The sequence below is a fragment of the Brevibacterium jeotgali genome (genome assembly GCF_900169175.1).
GTDB classification, from domain to species: Bacteria; Actinomycetota; Actinomycetes; order Actinomycetales; family Brevibacteriaceae; genus Brevibacterium; species Brevibacterium jeotgali.
In genome coordinates, this window is sequence record NZ_FXZM01000002.1 from 186,393 (window position 1) to 210,963 (window position 24,571).

Genomic DNA, 24,571 nt, shown 5'->3' on the forward strand with positions numbered 1-24,571 from the left:
GTCAGTCCCGCTGCGCGCGTTCGGCCGCTGTCCTCAGCGAGGCGATCGCTGCGTCCGCGTCGTCCGCGCCGTAGACGGCGGAGCCCGCGACGAGCACGTTCGCGCCGGCGTCGACCGCGCGATCGATCGTCGAGGCCGACACTCCGCCGTCCACCTGGAGCATGACGTCGAGCCCCGCCTCGCTGATCGCGTTGCGCATCCGGCGGATCTTCGGGAGGCAGACGTCGAGGAACTTCTGACCGCCGAATCCCGGTTCAACGGTCATGACGAGCACCTGATCGAACTCCGGCAGGAGATCGATGAGCGGTTCGATCGGCGTCCCCGGACGCACGGCGATGCTGGCCCGGGCGCCCAGCCGACGCAGTTCACGTGCCAGGCGCACGGGTGCGGCGGCGGCCTCCGCGTGGAACGTGACGGACTCGCACCCGATCTCCGCGTACACGGGGGCCCACGTGTCGGGGTCCTCGATCATGAGGTGCGCGTCCAGCGGGATGGGCGACACGTCCCGGATGCGTTCGACGACCGGCGGGCCGAACGTGAGGTTCGGCACGAAGTGGTTGTCCATGACGTCGACGTGCGCCATGTCCGCGCTGCTGATGCGGCTCAGCTCACCTGCGAGGTCGGCGAAGTCGGCGGAGAGGATGCTCGGATTGATGTGAATGCCCACGGACCCACCCTAGCGCCGCGCCAGCAGGGCGAGGAACATGGCGTCCGTGCCGTGGACGTCGGGCCACAGCTGGGCGAAGCGGCCCCCTCCGCGCGCAGCCGATGCGAAGGTCTCCGCCGAGCGTCCGGTGAGCTCCGACAGGATCGCCGGCGCATCGAGCAGCTCCACCTCACCGTCGCCGAGCACGTCATCGACGATCCCCGCGGTCTCCGCCCAGTGCGGTGAGCAGGTCGAGTACGCGATGATCCCACCGGGCCGCGCCGCCGCGATGGCCGAGTGCAGCAGCTCCGTCTGGAGGGGCGCCAGGGCCGCCACGTCGTCGGGCCGCCTGCGCCACCGCGCCTCCGGGCGGCGCCGCAGGGCACCGAGGCCCGTGCAGGGCACGTCGACCAGCACGCCGGAGAACGTCCCGGCCTGGTCGCGTCCGACCGTCCTGCCGTCGGCGTGGACCGCCTCGACGATGCCCGCAGTGCCGGCGGTGGACTCGCGCACGAGCCGCGTCCGGTGCTCGGAGGAGTCGACAGCGCGCACACGGCCTCCGCGACCGGCGGCGACTGCTCCCAGCACTGCGGTCTTGCCGCCCGGTCCCGCACAGAGGTCGAGCCAGGTCGGTTCCGCAGTGGTGTCTGCGGCGGTGAGTGCGAGGGCGACGAGCTGTGAGCCCTGGTCCTGGACCCGCACGTGCGCGTCTGCGACGCCGGGGACGTCCCGCGGGTCGCCTGCTTCGAGCACCAGTCCGATCGGCGACAGGTCCGCACGCGCCACCGGCAGATCGTCCACCGCGGTCAGTCCGTCCCGGTCCGCGAGGCCCGGCAGCGCTGCGAGGCTGACCTTCGCCGGAGCGTTGTCCGCCTCGAGCACGTCCTGCAGCGCCCCCTCCAGTCCGTCTCCCCCGCGTCCGTGTCCGCGCAGGGCGATCCGCAGCGCGCGCACGATCCACGCGGGGTGGGAGGTCCGCAGTGCGAGGGCCTCATCCGCGCCGCGGTCGGCCGTCAATCGCTCGATCCAGGTGTCCGCGTCGTGGGCGGACACACGGCGCAGCACGGCGTTCACGAGGCCGCTCGAGCGTCCGCCGCCCGCCCGTCGCAGCGCGTCCACGGTCTCGGAGACGGCCGCGTGGTCGGCCACCCGCATGTTCAGCAGCTGGTGGACGCCCATGCGGACGGCCGAGGCGGTGCGCGGGTCGAGATCGGCGGGATGTCTGTCCGCCGCCGCCTCCGCGACCGCATCGTAGAGGCCGAGGCCGCGCAGCGTCCCGTACGTCAGTTCGGTCGCGAGAGACGCGTCCCGTGGGTCCAGTCCCGCGTCCCGCAGGCGCGCGGGCAGCAGGAGGTTCGCGTACGCGTCCGCCTCATCGACTTCGGTCAGGACGCCCAGGGCCACGTCCCGTGCCGATCGCCGCTCAGGCTCCCGTCGCCGAGGTCCCCCTCCGGCTCTGCTCTGCTTCCCGCTCCTGCGCTCACTCATCATGGCCTCCCGCTCTGCTCATCGTCGTCGCCGAGGTCGAAGACGGCGTCCGGTCTGCCGCGCAGGAAATCGGAGGCGTCCATCATCGGCCTGCCGAAGGGCTGGATGCCGGCCACCCGCACGGCCCCGTCGCCCGTGCCCAGGACGACTCCGTCCTCGGTCGCGGCGATCTCGCCCGGGCGGGGCGCGATGTCCCCGGGTCGGGCCTCCGAGAGTCCCGCGATCTTGGTCCGCCGGCCCTCGATCGTCGCCCAGGCACCGGGAGAGGGCGACACGCCCCGGAAGCGGCCCAGGACCTCTGCGGCCGGGCGGGACAGGTCGAGCCGAGCCTCATCGGGATCGATCTTCGCCGCGTGGCTCGCGTCGCCGGCCTGCGGGGTCAGGTGGAAATCCCCCGTCGCGAGGCGGCTGAACGCAGACCGGAGGAGTCCTGCGCCCTGTTCCGCATAGGAGGCGAGCACGGAGCCCGCATCGGCGGCCGGCAGGTCGAGGGAGCGCTGCAGAAGCACGGGTCCGGTGTCCATCCCCTCATCGATCTGGAAGACGGTGAGCCCGGAGTGCGTGCGTCCGTCCATGAGGGCGCGCTGCACGGGTGCCGCACCGCGATACTGCGGCAGCAGCGAGAAGTGCAGGTTGAACCAGCCGAGCCGGGACGTCGCCAGAGCGCGGGGACCGGCGATCGCGCCGAATGCGACGACGGCTACGGCATCGGCATGGAGCTCTTCGAGCCGCTCCAGCACGTCGCCGCGCAGGCGCGCCGCCTCCAGGATCGGCAGGCCGAGCTCCTGGGCCCGGTGCTTGACGGGGCTGGGCGTCAGGACGCGCCTGCGCCCGACGGGAGCGTCCGGCCGGGTCAGCACGCTCACGATCTCGTGGTCGGCATGCAGGGCATCAAGGGACGGGACTGCGGCGGGCGGGGTACCGGCGAAGACGATTCTCACGACGGACAGTCTAGGGCCGCGGCAGTCTCAGAGCGCGCTGACCGGGTCCAGGACGTGCCGGACCACGTCCGCACCGGTCGCGGACCGGTGCACGGCGATCGTCCGCAGCGCTGCGGAGACCGCGGTGGAGTCCGTCAGCCCGAAGGCGAGCAGACGCGTGTGCGCGTCGTCCTCGCCGTCCTCGACGAGCAGCGGTGAGAGGATGCCCTCTCCGAGCTCTGCGGTCAGCCGGCCGAGCACGTCGAGGACCTCGCGGCGCGGACCGGTGAGGCGCAGGGTCCGCACGACCGGAGGCAGCCGTGTCGAGCGTCGGTCCGCGAGCTCGGCGTGTGCGAAGCGGACCGGGTCGAAGGTCTGGAGCACGCGCACGACGATGTCCGTGTCGTCGAGCACCAGCGCGCGGCCGCCGTCCGCGGACGCCCGGACCAGTGCGAGGGCCCGCAGTCGGCGCGCGATGGCGCGTCCCACCCCGTCCAGGCCGGGCCCGGGCCAGAGGGAGTCGAGCAGCACCGCCGCGGCGTAGCCCCCCTCCGCATACGGCTCCGCCCCCGTCGTCGCGACGACGACGGCCTGCTGAGGGCCGACCGACCCCACGATGTCCTCTCCGCCGGAGCGGATGACCGGCACGTCGGCGAACGCGCGCTGCAGTTCCTCCACCGTGCGCTCGAGGCCGCGGACGACCGCGCGCACCCGGGTCGCTCCGCAGCGCTGGCACGGGCAGCGTTCCTCGCGCAGACCGCACCCGGCGCACGCGAACGGCCCTCCGGCCCCGGCGGCGGACAGCTTCCGACCGCACTGCGGACAGTCCAGCAGATCACCGCACCGTGCGCAGGCGACGACGGGGAGGTAGCCGGCACGCGGCACCTGGACGAGCACCGGGCCGTGAGCGGTCTCACGCCTGCTGCGTCCCAGCGCCCCCCGCAGCACCTCGAACGCCTCCGGCGGCATACGCTCTGGAGCCCCGTCGGCGTGGGGCAGCAGGACGAGCGGGGCCGTCATCCTGCGGTCCTCGCGGGCCATGTCGATCGACCCCACCCAGCCGGACTCGACCAGGCGCTGCACTTCGACGGTGCGCGTGTGGTCGAGCAGGAGCAGCGCCGCACCGGTCTGGCGCACGCGCACGAGGCAGGTCTCGCGGGCATGCGGGTAGGGCGCGCGCTGCTCGGCGTAGTGGTCGCTGCCGTCATCCATGAGGAGGACGAGCGCCAGATCGTCGAGGGGCGCGAAGGCGGCGGCACGCGTGCCGATCACCAGGCGGGCCGCGCCGCCGTGGGCCCGGACCCACGCGGACCATCGTGCCTGCGGCCCCTGATCCGCCGACAGGCGGACGGTATGGGGCGCCAGGGGTCCGAGCCGGGCGGACAGCGCGTCGAGCTCGCGGTGGTCGGGCACCAGCCAGAGGACTGACCGGCCCGCGGCCACCGCGATCGCCGCTGCCCGCAGCCCCGCACTGATCCACCCGGTGCCCGGCTCGCCCCCCGGAGTCAGCGCGTACGCGGCGCGGGGGCCGTCCTGGTCCGTGTCGTCCTGGACCGTGTCGTCCTGGTCCGTGTCGACGGCTGTCGGGCTGAGCCACTCCGACAGTGCCGCGAGATAGACCTCATACGACGCGGGCGCTCCGGACGGCACCGGGAACTCGTCGGGTCCCGGCACCGGCGGAGGCTCCTCGTGGTGATGGGCGACGGCGGTGAGCGCCGTGCGCTCCCCGGCTGCATGGCGGGGCGGCACTGCGAGCCGCAGGACATCCGGCAGCGACCCCGCCCAGCGGTCCGCGACCTCGCGCACCAGCGGCATGAGCCGGTCGTCAGCCACCGGCAGCGGCGAGACCACGCGCTCGAGCGGAGCGATCTCCCCCGCCACGTCCGTGTCCGCAGCACGCGCCAGGAGGAAGCCGGAGACGAGACGACCGGAGAAGCGGACGCGGACACGCACGCCGGGGACGGCCTCGGCGTCCTGTGCCTGTGTCACGCCGTAGTCGAAGGGGCGCGCGAGGTGCGGGACGGCGGTCTCGAGCAGGACGCGCGCGACGGGGCGCGCCGCGGCTGGGGACGCTCCGCCCCGCAGCCTGATTCCCGTGCCGTCCGATGCGGGCTCCCCCTCGCCCAGGAGCGACGGCTGGGAGTCCATCAGCCGACGAGCGCCGCGAGAGCCTCCGCCTTGTCGGTGCGCTCCCACGTGAACGCGTCGCCCGTGCGGCCGAAGTGCCCGTACGTCGCTGTCTGCGAGTAGATGGGGCGGATGAGATCGAGTGCGCGGATGATCTCTGCAGGACGCAGGGGGAAGACCTCGCGGATGGCGGAGGCGATCCGCTCCGGATCCGCCTGCTCCGTGCCGAAGGTCTCGACGTAGAGGCCCACCGGCTCGCTGCGGCCGATCGCGTACGCGACCTGGACCTCCGCGCGCTTCGCGAGGCCTGCGGCCACGACGTTCTTCGCCACCCAGCGCATCGCGTACGCGGCGGAGCGGTCGACCTTCGACGGGTCCTTGCCGGAGAACGCGCCGCCTCCGTGTCGGGCGAACCCGCCGTATGTGTCGACGATGATCTTGCGACCGGTCAGGCCGGCGTCGCCCATCGGGCCGCCGATCACGAAGTCGCCCGCCGGGTTGATGAAGTACTCCGTCCCGGAGGCGTCGAGCGAGAAGTCTGCGAGCACGGGGCCGATCACCGCCTCATGCATGTCCGCGCTCAGCTGGGCGTGCGTGTAGTCCCGGGCGTGCTGGGTGGAGACCACCACTGCTTCGAGGGACACCGCCGATTCGCCGTCGTAGCCGATCGTCACCTGTGTCTTGCCGTCGGGCCGCAGGTGGGGCAGCACACCCTGCTTGCGGACCTGGGACAGCTGCTCCGAGAGGCGGTGTGCGAGGTGGATGGGCAGCGGCATGAGCACGTCCGTGGAATCGTCCGCATACCCGAACATGAGGCCCTGGTCACCGGCGCCCAGGGACGTGCCGTGGTCGGTGTCGTCAGACGTGCCCGAACGACGTTCGTAGGAGGTCGTGATCCCCGCACTGATGTCCGAGGACTGCGCACCGATCGAGACGGAGACACCGCAGCTGTGGCCGTCGAAGCCCTTGTCGGAGGAGTCGTACCCGATGCCGGTGATCGTGTCCCTCACGATGTTCGCCACGTCCGCGTACGCGGAGGAGGTCACCTCACCCGCGACGTGGACGAGCCCCGTCGTCACGAGAGTCTCCACGGCGACCTTCGAGGTCGGATCCTGCCGGAGGAGCTCGTCGAGGACCGCATCGCTGATCTGATCGCAGATCTTGTCGGGATGGCCCTCGGTGACGGATTCGGACGTGAAGTGGCGGAGCTGGGGAGAAGTCACCTGGTGATCCTATCGACTGCGTTCGGCCGCGACTGCGGCGATGACATCCTTCGACACGTCCGCCTTCGACCCCTCGCTGCGTGTCACTTCCTCCGCACCGCCGGTGCCGGCGCGGTAGACGACCACGGCGTTGTCGTCCCTGCCGAAGGCGCGGTCTCCGGAGACGTCGTTGAAGACGAGGAGGTCACAGCCCTTCCGGAGCAGCTTCGCCTGCGCGAGCGACTCCGCTGAGCCGTCGTGCGAACCGGTCTCTGCCGCGAAGCCCACGAGCAGCTGACCCGTGCGGGCGCGTCCGGCATCGCGGAGCTCGACGAGGCCGCGGAGGATGTCAGGGTTCTCGACCAGGGCGATCGTGAGGTCGTCACCCGACTTCTTCATCTTGTGCTCTGCTGCTGCGGCGGGCCGGTAATCGGCGACTGCGGCGGCCATGATGATCACATCGGCGTGGGATGCATGCGCCGCGCACGCCGCCTCGAGCTCTGCTGTGGTGTTCACCTGCTCGACCGCCACAGCGGCGGGGAGCTCTGCGAGCACGCCGGAATCGACGTTCGCAGCGATGAGGGTCGCCTGTGCGCCGGCCGCCGCGGCCGCCGCGACCAGTGCCGCCCCCTGCTTCCCGGAGGAGCGGTTGCCCAGGAAGCGGACGGGATCGAGCGGTTCGCGCGTTCCGCCCGCGCTCACGACGACCGCAGCGCCTGCGAGTGGGCCGTGAGCGCTGGGAGAGTCCTGCGGCCCGGGTGCCGCAGACCGTCCGGTCGCCGCGAGGGCCGTCCGGATGATGTCATCGGGCTCCGGCAGCCGACCGGGACCGGTGTCCGCACCCGTGAGACGGCCGGAGGCCGGTTCGATGACAGTCCACCCGCGGGCGCGCAGCGCTGCCACGTTGTCGACCGTCGCGGCGTTGAACCACATCTCCGTATGCATGGCGGGCGCGACGACCACGGGACACGTGGCCGTGAGAAGTGTGGCGGTGAGGAGGTCATCGGCCATGCCTCCGCGTGCGCGGGCCAGCAGATCCGCGGTCGCCGGGGCGACGACGACCAGATCCGCCTCGTGCCCGATCCGCACGTGCTCCACGTTCTCGACGCCCTCGAACACGGTGGTGGAGACGGGTTCGCCGCTCAGTGCCTCCCACGTGGGAGCACCCACGAAGCGGAGCGCGGCCTCGGTCGGCACCACGCGCACGGCATGGCCGCGCTCGCGCAGGCCCCGGAGCACATGTGCGGCCTTGTACGCCGCGATGCCCCCGGTCACACCGAGGACGACCCTCATTCCGTGCCGGCCTCCGGTGCGGGCTCCTCAGAGATCGGAGACGCGAACGCGTCGGCGCCGAACGCCTCGTCGTAGGCGAAGTTGTGGGGGTGCTCGATGTCCGCCACCGGAGCGAAGTCGGCCTCCGTGGGCTCACGCATGATGAGCTTGCCCTCGTGGATCTCGCGCAGTGCGATCGACAGCGACTTCTCGTTCGCCTCAGGCGTGACGAGCGGCCCCACGTTCTCGAGCAGGCCCTCCTGCAGCTGTGCGTAGTACGAGTTGATCTGGCGGGCGCGGCGCGAGCTCTGGACCACGAGCTCGTACTTCGAATCCGTCACGGCGAGCAGGTCGTCGATCGGCGGGAAGGTGATTCCCTCGGGTGTGTGTACCACTGACTCTCCCTCTGGTTCGGGTGCGCGCACGACCGTCGGGCCGTGCGGTGAATGGGTGTGCCGACCCTAGGCGGGTCGGGAGACTCCCATCAAGTCTACTAGCTCCTCCGCGGCTCGATGCACATCGTGGTTGACGATGGTGACATCGAACTCGGCCTCGGCGGCGAGCTCCTGCTCCGCGGTCGCGAGCCTGCGCTGCTGCTCCACCGTCGATTCCGTTCCCCGTCCCACGAGACGGCGCACCAGCTCGTCCCATGTGGGCGGTGCCAGGAACACGAACAGGGCGTCGGGCATCGCCTCACGCACCTGCCGTGCTCCCTGGAGGTCGATCTCGAGAAGGGGCGAGCCCCCGGCCGCGATCTGCTCATCGACGGGACCGCGCGGCGTGCCGTAGCGGTTGCGTCCGTGGACCACCGCGTACTCGAGCAGCTCGCCCTCGGCGATCATCCGGTCGAACTGCTCATCGCTCACGAATCGGTAGTGCACGCCGTCGACCTCCCCCGGGCGTGGGGCGCGTGTCGTCGCCGACACGGAGAACCAGACGTCCGGGAACGCCTCGCGGACACGCGCACTCACGGTGCCCTTGCCGACGGCGGTCGGACCCGCGAGGACGGTGAGGCGGCTCATCCGGCGAAGCGGTCCAGCAGAGCGGCGCGCTGGTGCACACCCAGCCCCTTGATGCGACGTGAGGCTGCGATGCCGAACTCCTCCATGAGTGCTGTCGCACGACGGTCGCCCACACCCGGAAGGGAGCGCAGGAGGTCGTGGACCTTCATCTTGCTGAGAGATTCGTCTGCCGCTGCTCTCTCGAGCACAGCGGCAAGAGTCGTCTCACCGTTCTTCAGGGCCGCCTTGACCTCGGCGCGCGCCTGTCTGGCTGCGAACGCCTTGTCGAGGGCGGCTTCCCTCTCCTGCGGGGTCAGCTGCGGAAGTGCCACGGCAGTGTCTCCTCGTCCGGGGGTCCGGTGAGCCTCCGCCTGGAGGCTCTCGTCGGCTCAGTCTACGCCGAGGCCCCCCAGGAGTTCACCTGTGAGTTCCGCGATCCTCCCGGTCAGGGCCTCGGTGGACGGACCTGCGGAGCTCACTCCGCGCGACGCGTTCACGAGGAGACGGCGATCTCGGGCGATCGGACCGAAGAGCGCGAGCAGGTCCGCTGCACCCGCTCCCTGCGCGCCGTACCCCGGCGTGAGGATGGGCCCGGGGAACGATCCGAGGTCGATGCCGAGGTCGTCCGCGGCGGATCCGATCGTCGCGCCGACGACGGCTCCGATGCGTCCCGGGCGTGTCGCAGACGCCTCTGCCGCGTCCCGCAGGATCGCGCCGCCCACGGATTCTCCGTCCGCACCGCGGGCGTGCTGGACGTCCGGGCCGGAGGGATTCGACGTCAGCGCCAGCACGAAGGCCATCGCGTCCTCGTCGTCGAGCAGGTCGAGCACAGGTGCGAGCGAGCCGAAGCCCAGGTAGGGCGAGACCGTCACCGCATCCGCCCGCAGCGGCGATCCGCGTCGCACCCACGCGGAGGCGTAGCCCGACATCGTCGAGCCGATGTCCCCGCGCTTCGCATCCGCGATGGTGAACAGTCCGGCGCCCCGGGCGTCGGCCAGGACCTCTTCGAGGACCGCGAAGCCCGCGGACCCGAACCGCTCGAAGAGAGCGACCTGCGGCTTCACGATGCGTGCCGGGGAGGCTGCGACGGCGGTGAGGACCCGGTCGGCGAAGGCGCGAGCACCCGCTGCCGTGTCCTCGAGGCCCCACGCCGCGAGCTCGCCCGCGTGGGGATCGATCCCCACGCAGAGCGGGCTCCCCGCGAGTGCGGCGCTCAGCCGGTCAGGGACCGATGTCACGCCCAGTCCTGCAGAGAGCGGACATCCGTCGTCTCCGTCTGGAGCGATTCGATCGCGGACACCGCGGCAGACAGCTCGTCGGCCGTTGTGAGCAGAGGCGTGTTCGACACGGTGGCGGCGGCACGGATCTCATAGCCGTCCGCGCGCTCTTCCCGACCTCCCGGCACGTTGACCACGAGGTCGAACTCGCGCTCCACGATCCGGTCGAGCGCCGACTTCTCGTCGCCCGCGGTCTCGAAGTGCTTGCGGACCGTCTCCGCGGCGATGCCGTACCGCGACAGGACCGCGGCCGTGCCGGCCGTCGCGACGATCGTGAAGCCCATGTCGGTGAGCAGCTTGACGGGCAAGATCAGCGCCCGCTTGTCCCGATCGGCCACGGACACGAAGACGGTGCCGGACGTGGGCAGAGCGGTGGATGCGCCGAGCATCGCCTTGGCGAACGCGCGCGGGAAGTCCCGGTCGATTCCCATGACCTCACCCGTCGATCGCATCTCCGGTCCGAGGATCGAGTCGATCGACCGGCCGTCGACCGTGCGGAAGCGGCGGAACGGGAGGACCGCCTCCTTCACCGCGATGGGGTGGTCCGGGGGCAGCCGGGATCCGTCGCCCTCGAGCGGGAGCAGGGTGCCGCGCATATCGGCGATGGTCCGGCCCACAGCGACGAGCGCCGCGGCCTTCGCGAGCTGCGTGCCGGTCCCCTTGGAGATGAAGGGCACGGTCCGCGACGCGCGAGGGTTCGCCTCGATGACGTAGAGCACGTCCGCCGCGAGGGCGAACTGGATGTTCAGCAGTCCGCGCACGCCGGTGCCGTCGGCGATCCCGGCCGTGGCAGCGCGCACACGTTCGAGCACCGCCTCGCCCAGCGTCAGCGGCGGCAGGACGCACGCGGAGTCACCGGAGTGGATGCCGGCCTCCTCGATGTGCTCCATGATGCCGCCGATGAACACCTCTTCGCCGTCGTACAGGGCATCGACGTCGATCTCGATCGCGTCCTCGAGGAAGCGGTCGACGAGCACCGGCCTGTCGATCGAGACCTCTGTCGCGGTCTCCATGTATCCGAGCAGCTGCTCCGCGTCGTAGACGATCTGCATGCCCCGACCGCCGAGGACGTACGAGGGGCGCACCAGCACCGGATAGCCGATGCGGTCCGCGGTCTCCACCGCCTCCGCGTACGTCGTGGCCGTGCCGTGCTGCGGGGCCTGCAGGCCGGCCGCGGCGAGCACCTGGCCGAACTCACCGCGATCCTCTGCCAGATCGATGGCCTCGGGCTGTGTGCCGAGCACCGGCACTCCCGCGGCCTTGAGGTCCGCGGCCAGTCCCAGGGGCGTCTGGCCGCCCAGGGTGCACACGACCCCCGCGACGGGACCCGCGGCCGATTCCGCGGCGTAGACCTCCATCACGTCCTCGAACGTGAGCGGTTCGAAGTACAGGCGGTCAGCGGTGTCGTAGTCCGTCGAGACGGTCTCCGGGTTGCAGTTCACCATGACCGTCTCGTAGCCGGCCTCGCCCAGTGCCATCGTCGCGTGGACGCACGAGTAGTCGAACTCGATCCCCTGACCGATCCGGTTGGGGCCGGAGCCCAGGATGATGACGGCCTCGCGCTCGCGGGGCAGCACCTCCGACTCCTCCTCGTAGCTCGAGTAGTGGTACGGAGTGCGGGCCTCGAACTCGCCGGCACACGTATCGACCGTCTTGTAGACGGGGCGCACGGCCAGAGCGTGGCGCACGCCGCGGACGACCGTCTCATCCATCGAGCGGAGCACGGCGATCTGATGATCCGAGAGCCCGGTCTCCTTCGCGAGCACCAGGAGCTCCTGCGTGAGCGAGCCCGCGCCCGCGACCTCGTCGGCGACCTCCTGGAGCTGGAGGATCTGGTCGAGGTACCAGGGGTCGATCCAGCTGGCCTCGAACACGTCTTCGATGGACATCCCCGAGGCCAGTGCCAGGCGGACCGAGTGGATGCGGTCCGCGGTGGGGTGGGCGAGTCTCGCGATGATGTCCTCGCGCACCTGCTCATCGGACAGGTCCACGCGGGCAGAGAAGTCGAATTCGGCTGCCGACTGCTCGAGCGACCGCATGGCCTTGAGCAGCGCCTGGCCGAAGTTGCGGCCCAGCGCCATGACTTCCCCGACGCTCTTCATGGTCGTCGTCAGCGTGGGGTCCGCCGCGGGGAACTTCTCGAATGCGAAGCGCGGGATCTTCACGACGACGTAGTCGAGTGCGGGCTCGAACGACGCCGGGGTGACTTCGGTGATGTCGTTGGGGATCTCGTCCAGCGTGTATCCGACGGCGAGCTTCGCGGCGATCTTGGCGATCGGGAAGCCTGTCGCCTTGGAGGCCAGCGCCGATGAGCGGGAGACGCGCGGGTTCATCTCGATGACGATGATCCGACCCGTCCTGGGATCGACCGCGTACTGGATGTTGCAGCCGCCCGTCTCGACGCCGACCTCGCGGATGACGGCGATGCCGATGTCCCGCATCTGCTGGTATTCGCGGTCCGTGAGGGTGAGGGACGGGGCCACGGTGATCGAGTCGCCGGTGTGCACGCCGACCGGGTCGACGTTCTCGATCGAACAGATGACCACGACGTTGTCGTTGCGGTCGCGCATGAGCTCGAGTTCGTACTCCTTCCACCCGAGGATGCTCTCCTCGAGCAGCACCTCGTTGGTGATGGAGTCGTGCAGACCGTCGCCCGCGATGCGGTGGAGGTCGGCCTCGTTGTAGGCGAGTCCCGAGCCCAGACCGCCCATCGTGAAGGACGGGCGGACCACGAGCGGGTAGCCGAGCTCCTCCGCACCCGCGATGACCTCGTCCATGGACTGGCAGATCAGCGAGCGGGCGGATTCGCCGCCGACGGATTCGACGACGTCCTTGAACTTCTGGCGGTCCTCGCCGCGCTGGATCGCCTCGACGTCGGCGCCGATGAGCTCGACGCCGTACTTCTCGAGGACACCCGATTCGTGGAGGGCGATCGCGGCATTGAGCGCGGTCTGCCCGCCGAGGGTCGGCAGCAGCGCGTCCGGCCTCTCCTTCGCGATGATCGACTCGATGACGTCGGGATCGATCGGCTCGACGTACGTGGCGTCAGCGATCTCCGGGTCGGTCATGATCGTCGCGGGGTTGGAGTTCACGAGGATGACGCGGAGCCCCTCGCTGGTCAGGACGCGGCAGGCCTGCGTCCCGGAGTAGTCGAACTCGCATGCCTGGCCGATGACGATGGGTCCTGAGCCGATGACGAGTACTGATGTGAGGTCGTCTCTGATGGGCACTTCTTGGGTCTCCTTGTGCGTCTCAGGCGCGGGTTGCGGTCCGGCGGACGGCCATCATGTCCGCGAAGCGGTCGAACAGACCTCGCGAATCATGGGGACCGGCGGCGGATTCGGGGTGGAACTGGACGGAGAACGCCGGGATGTCGAGGCATACGAGGCCCTCGACGACGCGGTCGTTGAGGCCGATGTGGCTGACCTGGACGCGACCGAACGACTCCTGTGGAGCGGTGACCGGATCGCCGACGGGTGCGTCGACGGCGAAGCCGTGGTTCTGGGACGTGATCTCGACTCTGCCGGTGGCGACGTCCAGCACCGGCTGGTTGGCGCCGCGGTGGCCGAATGTGAGCTTGTAGGTGCCGAAGCCCAGTGCTCTGCCCAGCAGCTGATTGCCGAAGCAGATGCCGAAGAACGGGATCCCGGCGCCGAGCACGCGGCGGATGACGTCGACCTCATGGTCGGAGGCTGCGGGGTCGCCGGGCCCGTTGGAGAAGAACACCCCGTCGGGGTCCATCGCCGCGACCTCGTCGAACGGGGTCGCGGCGGGCACGACGTGCACCTCGATCCCCCGTTCCGCGAGCAGCTCGGGAGTCGACGACTTGATGCCGAGGTCGTACGCGACCACTGTGAGCCGCTTCTCCCCCACGGCCGGGACGGTGTAGGCCTCGGCGGTCGTGACCCTGTCGACGAGTCGGGACCCCGCCATGGGCGCTGTGCCGCGCACCGCGGCGAGCCGCGCGGCATCGTCCAGCTGGAGCTCGTCGCCGGAGAAGATCCCGGCGCGCATCGCTCCCCGATCGCGCAGATGGCGCGTGAGGGCACGAGTGTCGACGCCGCTGATGCCGACGATCCCGCGGCGACTCAGTCGGTCCTCCAGGCTCTCCGTCGCGCGCCAGCTGGAGACGCGTCGGGAGGCGTCGCGGACGACGTATCCGCTCACCCAGTACCCGTCCGACTCGTCGTCCTCGTCGTTGACCCCGGTGTTGCCGATGTGGGGTGCGGTCTGGACGACGATCTGACCGTAGTAGGACGGGTCGGTGAGCGTCTCCTGGTAACCGGTCATACCTGTGGCGAAGACGGCTTCGCCCACGGTTCGGCCAGTCGCACCGTATGCACGGCCCCGGAAGGTTCGGCCGTCCTCGAGTACGAGCACGGCGGGTGGACGTGAGAGCAGGGACATGTCAGTCCTCCTCGATCTGGCGGCGGATGGAAGTGATGAGTGGCGTGCGGGCGTCGGCGGCGCGTGTGCGGAAGCCCGATTCGAGGGCTGTGCCGCCGAGCGTCCAGCCGATGACCACGAGGCCGTCGGGTTCGACGAATTTGCCGATCATCCCCTGCGAGCTGCGGACGCCGGTGACGTCCGCCCAGGGGATGAGGAGGTCGCCGGTGCCGGCACGATCGATGACGATGCCCGCATCGGTCACGACGACGTCTGCGGAGGTCCGCAGGCCCAGGCCGTGCACGGCGATGCGATCGTACGGGTCACCGGCGGCGGTGGTCGCGACGTACATGCCGTCGACCGGTCCGTGGATGACGGGGGTGCCCTCGAGAGGGCGTGCGGGCGCGGGGACCCCTGCCTGGGCCGCCGTCCTCTGCGCCCATCCTCGCCGCATGAGCAGGAAGACGACGACGACGACGAGCAGGAGCGCGAGCGCTGGGATCAGTCGTTCCATGGTCCCGCCTCCGTGAACGCCAGTGGTGCGCCGAGCGCCCCCGCCGCATACACGCGCTGGCCGAAGAGGAACGTGTCCACGATCCGCGTCCCCAGTGTCCGTCCGCGGAACGGGCTGTTCCGCCCCATCGTCGCGTGCAGGTCCGGATCGACGGTGTGTGCCGCGTCCTGTTCGACGAGCACCAGGTTGGCCCCGGTGCCGATCTGCAGCGAGCCGTGATGCGTGAGTCCGGCGATCTGAGCAGGGCGGGCACTCATGACCCGAGCGAGGTCGGAGGCGGAGAAGTCGAGGTCCGCCATCGCGTGCGCGACGACGGGCAGGGCGGTCTCCATGCCGACCATCCCCATGGCTGCGGCGGTCCATTCCACGCACTTGTGCTCCGCCGGATGCGGGGCGTGGTCGGTGCCCACGACGTCGATCGTCCCGTCGGCCAGTGCGGCACGCAGTGCGTGGACGTCCTCCTCCGTGCGCAGCGGGGGGTTCACCTTGAAGACGGGGTCGTAGCTGCGCACCTCCTCATCCGTGAGGATCAGGTGGTGCGGGGTCACCTCAGCCGTGACCCGGATCCCGCGGGCCTTCGCCCAGCGGATGAGTTCGACGCTGCCGGCGGTCGAGACGTGGCAGACGTGCAGGCGCGACCCGACGTGTTCAGCGAGCAGGACGTCGCGGGCGATGATCGATTCCTCCGCCACCGCGGGCCAGCCGGGGAGTCCGAGCTGCGCGCTCACGGCGCCCTCGTTCATCTGCGCGCCCTCCGTCAGACGCGGTTCCTGCGCATGCTGCGCGATGATCCCGTCGAACGCCTTCACGTACTCGAGGGCCCGCCGCATGACGAGGGGGTCCCAGACGCAGTGCCCGTCATCGGAGAACATCCGCACCCGGGCCCCGGAGTCGGCCATCGCACCGAGCTCCGCGAGCGTCGAGCCCTCGAGCCCGACGGTCACCGCGCCGACGGGGACGACCTGGGTGAAGCCCGCGGCGCGACCCAGCCTGTGGACCTGTTCGACGACTCCTGCGGTGTCTGCGACGGGCGAGGTGTTCGCCATCGCGTGGACAGCCGTGTAGCCGCCCGCAGCCGCTGCGCGGGAGCCGGTGAGGACGGTCTCCGCGTCCTCCCGCCCCGGCTCTCGCAGGTGCGTGTGCATGTCGACGAGGCCGGGCAGCGCGAGCAGTCCGTCGGCATCGATCACCGTGGAGGGGGACACCGCATCGGCGGGGTCGGCGAAGAGCCCGTCGACGATCGCGATGTCGCCGCGGGTGCCGTCCGGCATCCGTGCGGCACGGATGAGTGTGGAGTTCACGACTGTCCTTCCCGACCGCCTGCGGCGGCCGACTGTCCGGTGAGGAGGCGGTAGAGCACGCTCATGCGCACGCTCACGCCGTTCGCGACCTGGTCGAGCACGACCGCCCGTGGGGAATCAGCGGCTGCCGCACCGATCTCGAATCCCCGGTTCATGGGGCCCGGGTGCATGATCGCGCAGTGCGCCGGGAGCGCGCGGGCCCGGGTGTCCGTGAGCCCCCACCTGCGGGCGTACTCCCGTGCCGTGGGGAAGAACGCCTGCTGCATGCGCTCCTGCTGCACGCGAAGCATCATGACCACGTCGAAGGAGTGCTCTGCGATGGCCGCGTCGAGGTCGTACGCGATGTCGCACTGCCAGGTGTCCGCCCCGATGGGGAGCAGGGTGGGCGGGGCGATGAGCACGACGCGCGCTCCCAGGGTCGTGAGCAGATGCACGTTGGAGCGTGCGACGCGTGAGTGGAGGATGTCTCCGACGATCCCCACGACCGCGCCGTCCAGCGCCAGACCCCGAGCGCCGTCCGCCGGACCCGATGCGGGGAGTCCGGCGAGCACCCGGCGAAGGGTGAAGGCGTCGAGGAGCGCCTGCGTCGGGTGCTCATGCGTCCCGTCACCCGCGTTCACCACGGGGGCGTCGATCCAGCCGGAGGTGGCCAGCCGGTGGGGTGCCCCCGACCCGCTGTGACGGATGACGACTCCGTCCGCTCCCATCGCAGAGAGCGTCTGAGCGGTGTCCTGGAGGCTCTCCCCCTTGGACACGGACGAGCCCTTCGCGGAGAAGGTGATGACATCGGCTGACAGGCGCTTCGCCGCGGCTTCGAAGGAGATCCGGGTCCGGGTCGAGTCCTCGAAGAAGAGGTTGACCACTGTGAGGCCCCGGAGCACCGGCAGCTTCTTCACCTCACGCGTGGAGACGAGGCTCATCTCCTCCGCTGTGTCGAGCAGCTCGATCGCCTCGATGCGCGAGAGGTCTGCGGTGGACAGCAGGTGCTTCATGGTGCCTCCCCCTGCGCGGAGTCGCCCGACGTCCCGTCCGTGTCCGGACCGGTGATCGTCACGGCGTCCGCGCCGTCGATCTCGCGCACGCGCACGCCCACCCGTTCGTCGAGCGCGCTGGGGATGTTCTTCCCGACGTGGTCTGCGCGGATCGGCAGCCGCCGATGACCGCGGTCCACGAGCACTGCGAGGCGCACCGCCTCCGGGCGGCCGATCGCAGAGACCGCATCGAGCGCCGCACGGACGGAGCGGCCGGAGAACAGGACGTCGTCGACGAGGACGACCGTCCGTCCGTCGATGGTGCCGCCGGGGATGTGCGTGGGTTCCGCGGACCGCAGACGCCCCGACCGCAGATCATCGCGGTGCATCGTGATGTCGAGCGCACCGGCGAGGGCGGACGCGTCGGCGTTCGGCTCGATACGGGCGATCGCCTCTGCGAGGCGAGCGGCCAGTGGCACGCCGCGGGTCGGGACGCCGAGGAGCACGAGGCCTCCGGGCCCCTTGTTCGCCTCGAGCACTTCGTGCGCGATGCGGGTGAGCGCGCGATGGATCTCAGGCCCATCGAGCACGGTTCGCTGCTTCATCTGTGTTCCTTCCCCGTCTCTCCGGACGGCGTTAAAGGATTCGCTGTGGACGCCCTACGAGTCTAGCCCTGCGATGCGGGACAGGACGCCGGACACGTAGGTGGCCGATTCGTCCGTGGAGAAGTCCCGTGCGAGCGCTTGGGCCTCACTGATCGCCACCGGGGAGTCGATGTCCGCGTTGTGCAGGATCTCCCATGACGCGAGCCTGAGGATCGCGCGGTCGACCGCGGGCATCCGCTCGAGCGTCCAGCCGCGCGCGTAGGTGCGGATCAGGTCGTCGATCTCGTCGCGGTGCGCACTCACACCATCGACGATCTCCACGGCATACGCCTTCATCGGGTAGTCGGGATCGCTGGAGCGAAGCGGCACGAGATCGCCGATCTCGATGCTGCGCGCCTCCGACTCGAAGAGCAGTTCGAGCGCCCGGCGGCGGGCGCGGGTGCGTGCACTCACTCCTTGACGCGGCCCAGGTAGTCACCGTTGCGGGTGTCGACGCGGACCCTCACGCCCTCGTCGAGGAACAGCGGAACCTGGATCTCCAGTCCCGTCTCCACCGTCGCCGGCTTCGTGCCTCCGGACGAGCGGTCGCCCTGCAGTCCCGGCTCCGTGTGGGTGATGGTCATCTCGACAGCCGGGGGCAGCTCGACGTACAGCGGGGTGCCGTCGTGGAAGGCGACCTGGAGCTGCTGGTTCTCGAGGATGTAGTTCGACGCATCGCCCACGAGCTGCGGGGAGAGCATGACCTGCTCGTAGTCGGACGAATCCATGAACACGTAGTCGGTGCCGTCGTGGTAGAGGTACTGCATGTCGCGGCGGTCCACGTTCGCGGTCTCGACCTTGGTGCCCGCGTTGAAGGTCTTGTCGATGGTCTTGCCGCTCATGACGTTCTTGATCTTCGTGCGCACGAACGCCGGGCCCTTGCCGGGCTTCACGTGGAGGAACTCCTGGACCTGCCAGAGCTGTCCCTCGAGGTTGAGCACCATGCCGTTCTTCAGGTCGTTGGTCGTTGCCACAGATCGTGTCCTTTGCGTTGAGTGCGTGAGCCGCGCGCGTGCGCGGATCGAGTGTAGCAAGGCGGGCGGCGCCCTCCGTGCGGGGAGCCGGTCAGAGCGAGACGGGCCCCAGTGTGGTGGTGGGCGACTGCTCGCCGATCTCCTGGTAGGCGGCGAAGAGGATCGCGTCGTCCGGGACTTCGGCCACGACCGGCTCGCTCACATCGTCGAGCAGGACGAACCGGAGGATCGTCCCGCGGGCCTTCTTGTCCCGGCGCATCGTCTCGAGCAGCTGGGGCCAGCGATCGCCCCGGTACCCGACGGGCAGTCCGAGCTTCGCGAGCACGCTCCGATGACGGTCCACGACCTCGGAGTCCAGGCTGCGCAGCATCGCGGACAGTTCGGCCGCGAACACCATCCCCACAGCCACTGCAGCGCCATGGCGCCACTGGTAGCGCTCATTGCGCTCGATCGCGTGGGCGAGCGTGTGTCCGTAGTTGAGGATCTCCCGGCGTCCTGACTCCCGGAAGTCCTCGGACACGACGGCGGCCTTGACCCGCACCGCCCGCTCGATCACCTCGCGCAGGACCGGGGAGTCGTGACGTGCGAGCTCGTCCCGCGGGTGGGTCTCGATGAGATCGAGGATCGCCGGGTCCGCGATGAAGCCGCACTTCACCGCTTCCGCGAGCCCCGTGAAGAGTTCGTTCTCCGGCAGCGTCTGGAGGGTGTCCGTGTCGATGAGGACCGCCGACGGAGAGTGGAAGGCGCCGACGAGGTTCTTCCCCTCCGAGGTGTTGATCGCGGTCTTGCCGCCCACAGCGGCATCGATCATGCCGAGCACGGTCGTCGGGATGTTGATGTACTTGATGCCGCGCAGCCAGGTGGCGGCGACGAATCCGCCGACGTCCGTCACGGCCCCGCCGCCGACATTCACGATCGCATCCGTCCGCGTGAAGTCCGACTGCCCGAGGATCTGCCAGCAGAAGCCTGCCACCTGCAGGTGCTTCGCCTCTTCAGCGTCCGGGATCTCCGCACTGACGGCTTCGAAGCCGGCTTCGGAGAGCTCATCGCGGACGACCTCCCCCGTGCTGCGCAGCGCACGGGGATGGATGACCAGCACGCGGTGCGTGCGGCCCCCGAGCAGGGCGGGGAGCTCTCCCAGGAGCCCGCGGCCGAACACGATGGAGGTGCCCGTCTCCCCCGTGATCTCCAGGGTGGTGCGTTCGGTCATGCCTCTGTCCTCCTGTCGGCCCCGTCGGGGCCGTGTTCGGTTCCCTCGTGTGGAGGGGTGTCCTGGTAGCGGGCGTACTCCTCTGCCCGCTGCAGACCTGTGAGCACGTCGACGATCCGGTTGACGACCGTCGACGGGGGCCCGTGGGAGGCCGCCACCTGTGCGGTCGCGACCTCATCGTAGAGGGGTCTCCGGTCATCGACGATCGCCCGCCACCGTGCCACGGGATCGTCGTCGCCGGCCAGCAGCGGGCGGCTCGAGCCGCCCAATCGCAGCGCCGCGGTCTCGTCGTCGATCTCGATCCCGATGACCTTGAGTGCAGGATGCCGCAGCTGCGCGCGGGTGCCGCTGTTGAGGATCGCGCCGCCGCCCAGCGACACGACCGCGGGTTCGTCCAGCAGTCGGCGCAGCGTCCGTCTGACGACCTCGCGCTCGATCTCCCGGAACCGCGGTTCGCCGCGATCAGCGAAGATCTCCGGGATCGGGCCGTGGGCCGAGACGATCTGGGCGTCGGTGTCGTACAGCGGCAGTCCGAGCCGGGCTCCGAGCAGCCGTCCGATGGTCGACTTCCCGGCCGCAGGGGGCCCGATCAGCACGATCCGGGCGCCGGACGCGGGAGCTGGGTCGAGCGGTGGGGCCGGGCGGGGAAGCGGAGCCTCCTCCGGCACCATCACTGACCGCACCTCATTCCGCGCTCAGCGGCAGCGCATCACGGTAGGTGCGGATATTGCGGTCCACCTCCGCGACGGAATCGCCGCCGAACTTCTCCAGCACCGCCTGCGCGAGGACCAGCGCGACCATCGACTCGGCGACCACGCCCGCCGCCGGAACGGCGCACACATCGGAGCGCTGGTGGTGTGCGCTCGAGGCTTCGCCGGTGGCGACGTCCACGGTCTTCAGCGCACGCGGGACGGTGGCGATGGGCTTCATCCCGGCGCGCACGCGCAGGGGTCCGCCGGTCGACATGCCGCCCTCGACGCCGCCTGACCGGTCGCTCAGACGACGGACGCCGCCGGGTGCCGGCTCCATCTCGTCGTGGGCTGCGGAGCCGCGCCGACGGGTCGTTTCGAATCCGTCACCCAGTTCGACGCCCTTGATCGCCTGGATGCCCATGAGCGCCCCCGCGAGTCGGGAGTCCAGGCGGCGGTCGCCGTGGACGAATGACCCCAGGCCGGGCGGCAGCCCGTCCGCGATGACCTCGACGACCCCGCCCAGCGTGTCACCGGCACGACGCGCATCGTCGACCTCAGCGACCATCCGTGCGGACAGCTCGGAGTCGAAGCAGCGCATCGGGTCCGCGTCGAGTGCTTCGACGTCGTCGGCCGATGGGATGACAGCGTCCCGCTCGCCCTCGACCGGACCGATCGCGACGGTGTGGGAGACCATACGGATCCCGAGTTCGGCCAGCAGCGCCTGGGCGACGGTGCCGAGCGCGACGCGCGTCGCCGTCTCACGGGCGGAGGCGCGCTCCAGCACGGGCCGGGACTCGTCGAACGCGTACTTCTGCATGCCGACGAAGTCCGCGTGGCCCGGACGGGGACGCGTGAGCTTCGCCGCACGCGCCATCCCCTCGAGCTCGTCCGGGTCCACGGGGTCCGCGCTCATGACCCGCTCCCACTTGGGCCATTCGGTGTTCCCGATCTCGATCGCGACGGGACCACCCATCGTGAAACCGTGGCGCACGCCGCCGAGGAACCGGATCTCGTCCGCCTCGAACTTCATGCGGGCACCTCGGCCGTAGCCCAGGCGCCTGCGCGCGAGCGCCGCGGACACCTGGTCGCGGGTGATCGGTATGTGGGCGGGGAGGCCCTCGATGATTCCGACGAGCTCCTCACCATGGGACTCGCCTGCAGTAAGCCAACGCAACATTCTCCCGAGTCTACCGAAGCGCGGCGTACGCCAGCGGCCCGGTCCACATTCCGACGAGCAGGTGGGGGCCGTAGGCGATCCGGGTCGCCATCCCCTGCCCCAGCACCGCCACCCGGACGGCGGCCTCGGCCAGCGCGCACAGCTGCGCGACGACGAACGCCGCGAGCACGGCACCCGTCCCGACCAGGGCGGTGAGTGACCCGAGCACCACGGCGAGCTTCACGTCTCCCAGGCCGATCGCGAGGCCGCGTCCGCGACCGCCGAGCACCGACACGACCAGCACGAGGAGACCGCTGCCAGCTCCGACCACGACAGCGCCGAGTGGACTGTGGCCGCCCACGACCGGGGTCGACGCCCCCGTCGCCCACGCACTGAGCAGACCCGCCGTCGTGAGCGCGATGAGCGGCAGGACGATCCGGTCCGGAAGCCGGCGGATGCGCAGATCGATCCACAGGAGGAACGGGGTCGCGCCCGCGGCGGCCCCCACCGCAAGGCCCAGGCAGAGCGCGGTGAGCACCGACGCGGCGGTCGGAGAGGCGGCCGCGGGCGCGAGGAGGCGCAGCGCGGCAGGGGCGATGACAGCAGTGGCCGCTCCCGCAGCGACGAGGAGGCCTTCGAACCAGCGCGACCGCCCCCCGGGCCGCAGCAGCCGGACCCCCGCCTCGTCCGCGATGAACCACGGAAGCCTCATGACGAGGACGCAGGCCACCGTCGTCGCCGCGACCACGGCGGCGACGATCGTCGCGAGGGCGGCCATCAGCGGTTCCGGAGCACTGCGTCCATCGCATCGCGGATGCAGGGGCGGGCGTGCTCGGCATCGGCCGCACGGAGCCCTGCGAGGCGGGCGAACCGCACGTGCTGCTCGACCGCCTGGTGGAGCAGCATCCGTCCGCCGTCGACCACGATCGCCCCGCGATCCGCGAGAGCGCGATGGACGGGGGCCGCGGATGCGGCGTAGGCGGCATCGAAGAAGAGGCCTTCGAGGCTCGCACGATAGGGCAGCCGCCGGGCATCGAGTGCCCCGGCCGGCAGGGTCGAGAGCGTCAGCCCCCGCTCCCCCGGCACCCAGTCCGGCAGATCGCAGACCGTCGCCGTGAGCCCGAGCGATTCGACGACCGAGCGCGCGCCGCCGGCCCGCGTACGGTCGCGGACGAAGAGGCGCACGTGCGAGACCCCAAGACGCGCAGCCGCCACGAGCGCCGAGCCGGCAGTGGCGCCGGCGCCCAGGATGTCCGCCTCGTCGGACCACGGCACCGCTGCGAAGCTGCGTGCGCGAAGCGACTCCGTGATCGCCTCGACGATGCCCGTCACATCAGTGTTGAGCACTTCGACCGGCCCGCCCGGAGGGCGCAGGAGCGTATTGCCGCCCCCCGTCGACAGGGCGTCCGGATCGACCTGCCACTCATGTTCACCGGCCAGGTCGACGAGGCGGCGCTTCAGCGGCATCGTGAGGGAGAGGCCCACGAATGAGGGGCGTGCGTCGAGGAAGCCCTCCAGTCCCGCCTCCGCCATCTCGATGCGGCCGTACCGGAAGTCGGTGAGACCGACAGCGGCTGCGGCGGCGCTGTGCAGCTGAGGCGAGAGCGAGTGGGCGATCGGCGATCCGAGAACCGCGAACTCACCCATCGGACTCCCCTCCCCCGCTGCGTTCTCGCAGCCATTCGCGGTACTCCTCGACGTTCTCGAGGTGCTCGTCGTAGGTCTCGGCGAAGCGGGTCTCCCCCGTGTCGGGATCGACTGCGACGAAGAACTGCCAGTCGCCGTCGGCGGGGTCCATCGCGGCGTCGACCGCTGCGCGACCCGGGGAGTTGACCGGTCCGGGCGGCAGGCCGGGGTGCATGTACGTGTTGTACGGGTTGTCGTCCGCGCGCTCGTCCGCCGTCGTCGTGAGGTCGTCCCGCGCCCCGTGGATGTAGGCGATCGTCGCGTCTGACTGGAGGAGTCCGCTCGTCCTCGAGTCGTCGCCCGTGCGGTTGAGGAACACCCGTGCCACCTGGCGACGGACCTCCGGATCCGCGGGCGATTCGATCTCCACGAGGCTCGCGAGGGTGAGCAGCTCGTGCGCCTCGTCCAGGGCGATGTCCGCGTCGTCCAGTTCGTGCGCCGTCCGCTCGACCATCTCCTGGACGAGGGCCTCCGCCGTGGCCCCCGGTCGCACGTCGTACGTCGCGGGGAACAGGTAGCCCTCCAGATTCGGAGCGTCGACGTCGAGGCCGTAGTCCGCCGGCGTCTGCTCGTCGATCGCCGCCGCCACGTCGTCCTCCGCCATCCCGGCTTCGACCATCCGCGCCCGGATGTCGACGAGCGCCAGGCCCTCCGGGATCACCACCTGCGGGGCCGATAGGGGATTCACCATCGCCTCGACCGCAGCGGCAGCGCTCATCTGCGAGCGCATCGAGTAGGTCCGCGCCTGGAACGACACCTCCCGCTCCTCCGCCTCCCGGATGAACGGGCGCGAGGCCTTGATGACGTCCTGCTCGACGAGCTGATTGGCGATCTGGGTCGTGGAGGTGCCCGGCAGCACCTCGACGACGACGGGTTCGCCGCCTTCGCCCTCGTAGTCGTCGGAGCGGTCGAGCACCTCCTGCACGGCACCGGTGGTGACGCTCACGGCCACGATCCCGCCGATGCCGAGCACCAGCAGCGCCGCGACGACGATGATCGTCGTGCGCCGTCGTCTGAGCATCCGCCGCCGTCGGCGTGCCTTGAGCTCAGACCGCGTGAGCTGGTCGTCGATGCCCAAGTCGTCCACGTCGTGCATGGGGGCGT

24 protein-coding genes are annotated in these 24,571 nt (G+C 70.6%); all 24 read right to left on the minus strand.

Annotated features, from left to right (window positions below):
• Position 1 precedes the first annotated feature (1 nt).
• The 24 genes from rpe to mltG all read right to left on the minus strand — a co-directional run bounded on the left by rpe (position 2) and on the right by mltG (position 24,563).
• A complete protein-coding gene (gene rpe / locus BJEO58_RS02720; RefSeq protein WP_101587523.1) occupies positions 2-667 on the minus strand; it encodes a ribulose-phosphate 3-epimerase in 666 nt (221 codons plus the stop codon).
• Positions 668-676: 9 nt separating this feature from the next.
• Positions 677-2,050, minus strand: coding sequence for an RsmB/NOP family class I SAM-dependent RNA methyltransferase (locus BJEO58_RS02725; protein ID WP_257904195.1), 1,374 nt, complete (start codon positions 2,048-2,050; stop codon positions 677-679).
• 83 nt (positions 2,051-2,133) lie between these two features.
• Complete coding sequence (fmt, locus tag BJEO58_RS02730) at positions 2,134-3,075, minus strand: methionyl-tRNA formyltransferase (RefSeq protein WP_101587526.1); 942 nt, start codon at positions 3,073-3,075, stop codon at positions 2,134-2,136.
• A 27-nt stretch (positions 3,076-3,102) separates the two neighbouring features.
• Positions 3,103-5,202, minus strand: coding sequence for a primosomal protein N' family DNA-binding protein (locus tag BJEO58_RS02735; RefSeq protein WP_101587528.1), 2,100 nt, complete (start codon positions 5,200-5,202; stop codon positions 3,103-3,105).
• Positions 5,202-6,404: a methionine adenosyltransferase gene (gene metK, locus BJEO58_RS02740; protein WP_101587529.1), complete on the minus strand. Its 1,203-nt coding sequence runs from the start codon at positions 6,402-6,404 to the stop codon at positions 5,202-5,204. The genes BJEO58_RS02735 and metK overlap by 1 nt, the downstream gene beginning before the upstream one ends.
• 9 nt (positions 6,405-6,413) lie before the next feature.
• A complete protein-coding gene (gene coaBC, locus BJEO58_RS02745; protein WP_101587531.1) occupies positions 6,414-7,676 on the minus strand; it encodes a bifunctional phosphopantothenoylcysteine decarboxylase/phosphopantothenate--cysteine ligase CoaBC in 1,263 nt (420 codons plus the stop codon).
• Positions 7,673-8,050, minus strand: coding sequence for a DNA-directed RNA polymerase subunit omega (gene rpoZ, locus BJEO58_RS02750; protein WP_101587533.1), 378 nt, complete (start codon positions 8,048-8,050; stop codon positions 7,673-7,675). The genes coaBC and rpoZ overlap by 4 nt, the downstream gene beginning before the upstream one ends.
• A gap of 66 nt (positions 8,051-8,116) precedes the next feature.
• Complete coding sequence (gmk, locus tag BJEO58_RS02755) at positions 8,117-8,677, minus strand: guanylate kinase (protein ID WP_101587534.1); 561 nt, start codon at positions 8,675-8,677, stop codon at positions 8,117-8,119.
• Positions 8,674-8,988, minus strand: a complete 315-nt coding sequence (mihF, locus tag BJEO58_RS02760; protein ID WP_101587536.1) for an integration host factor, actinobacterial type — start codon at positions 8,986-8,988, stop codon at positions 8,674-8,676. Before mihF ends, gmk begins: the two co-directional genes overlap by 4 nt.
• Positions 8,989-9,045: 57 nt before the next feature.
• Positions 9,046-9,894 (minus strand): orotidine-5'-phosphate decarboxylase, encoded by an 849-nt coding sequence (gene pyrF / locus BJEO58_RS02765; RefSeq protein WP_101587537.1) that lies wholly within the window; start codon positions 9,892-9,894, stop codon positions 9,046-9,048.
• Positions 9,891-13,163 carry a carbamoyl-phosphate synthase large subunit gene (carB, locus tag BJEO58_RS02770; RefSeq protein ID WP_101587539.1) on the minus strand — a complete coding sequence of 1,091 codons (3,273 nt, stop codon included), beginning with the start codon at positions 13,161-13,163 and terminating at the stop codon, positions 9,891-9,893. Before carB ends, pyrF begins: the two co-directional genes overlap by 4 nt.
• A gap of 22 nt (positions 13,164-13,185) precedes the next feature.
• Positions 13,186-14,340: a glutamine-hydrolyzing carbamoyl-phosphate synthase small subunit gene (gene carA, locus BJEO58_RS02775; protein WP_101587541.1), complete on the minus strand. Its 1,155-nt coding sequence runs from the start codon at positions 14,338-14,340 to the stop codon at positions 13,186-13,188.
• A gap of 1 nt (position 14,341) precedes the next feature.
• Positions 14,342-14,833, minus strand: a complete 492-nt coding sequence (locus BJEO58_RS02780) for a PH-like domain-containing protein (protein ID WP_101587542.1) — start codon at positions 14,831-14,833, stop codon at positions 14,342-14,344.
• On the minus strand, positions 14,821-16,134 hold the full coding sequence (locus tag BJEO58_RS02785) for a dihydroorotase (RefSeq protein WP_101587544.1): 1,314 nt from the start codon (positions 16,132-16,134) through the stop codon (positions 14,821-14,823). Before BJEO58_RS02785 ends, BJEO58_RS02780 begins: the two co-directional genes overlap by 13 nt.
• On the minus strand, positions 16,131-17,126 hold the full coding sequence (locus BJEO58_RS02790; protein WP_101587546.1) for an aspartate carbamoyltransferase catalytic subunit: 996 nt from the start codon (positions 17,124-17,126) through the stop codon (positions 16,131-16,133). Before BJEO58_RS02790 ends, BJEO58_RS02785 begins: the two co-directional genes overlap by 4 nt.
• Positions 17,123-17,710 carry a bifunctional pyr operon transcriptional regulator/uracil phosphoribosyltransferase PyrR gene (pyrR, locus tag BJEO58_RS02795; RefSeq protein ID WP_101587547.1) on the minus strand — a complete coding sequence of 196 codons (588 nt, stop codon included), beginning with the start codon at positions 17,708-17,710 and terminating at the stop codon, positions 17,123-17,125. Before pyrR ends, BJEO58_RS02790 begins: the two co-directional genes overlap by 4 nt.
• A gap of 54 nt (positions 17,711-17,764) precedes the next feature.
• Complete coding sequence (nusB, locus tag BJEO58_RS02800; protein ID WP_101587549.1) at positions 17,765-18,163, minus strand: transcription antitermination factor NusB; 399 nt, start codon at positions 18,161-18,163, stop codon at positions 17,765-17,767.
• Positions 18,160-18,723: an elongation factor P gene (gene efp / locus BJEO58_RS02805; RefSeq protein ID WP_101587551.1), complete on the minus strand. Its 564-nt coding sequence runs from the start codon at positions 18,721-18,723 to the stop codon at positions 18,160-18,162. The genes nusB and efp overlap by 4 nt, the downstream gene beginning before the upstream one ends.
• 91 nt (positions 18,724-18,814) lie before the next feature.
• Complete coding sequence (aroB, locus tag BJEO58_RS02810; protein ID WP_101587553.1) at positions 18,815-19,933, minus strand: 3-dehydroquinate synthase; 1,119 nt, start codon at positions 19,931-19,933, stop codon at positions 18,815-18,817.
• Positions 19,930-20,604: a shikimate kinase gene (locus BJEO58_RS02815; protein ID WP_101587555.1), complete on the minus strand. Its 675-nt coding sequence runs from the start codon at positions 20,602-20,604 to the stop codon at positions 19,930-19,932. Before BJEO58_RS02815 ends, aroB begins: the two co-directional genes overlap by 4 nt.
• 13 nt (positions 20,605-20,617) lie before the next feature.
• Positions 20,618-21,802, minus strand: a complete 1,185-nt coding sequence (gene aroC, locus BJEO58_RS02820; protein WP_101587556.1) for a chorismate synthase — start codon at positions 21,800-21,802, stop codon at positions 20,618-20,620.
• 10 nt (positions 21,803-21,812) lie between these two features.
• Entirely contained in the window at positions 21,813-22,559 is a 747-nt protein-coding gene (locus tag BJEO58_RS02825) for a prepilin peptidase (RefSeq protein WP_101587558.1), read from the minus strand.
• Positions 22,559-23,428, minus strand: coding sequence for a shikimate dehydrogenase family protein (locus tag BJEO58_RS02830; RefSeq protein WP_101587560.1), 870 nt, complete (start codon positions 23,426-23,428; stop codon positions 22,559-22,561). Before BJEO58_RS02830 ends, BJEO58_RS02825 begins: the two co-directional genes overlap by 1 nt.
• Entirely contained in the window at positions 23,421-24,563 is a 1,143-nt protein-coding gene (gene mltG / locus BJEO58_RS02835) for an endolytic transglycosylase MltG (RefSeq protein WP_101587561.1), read from the minus strand. Before mltG ends, BJEO58_RS02830 begins: the two co-directional genes overlap by 8 nt.
• Positions 24,564-24,571 lie beyond the last annotated feature (8 nt).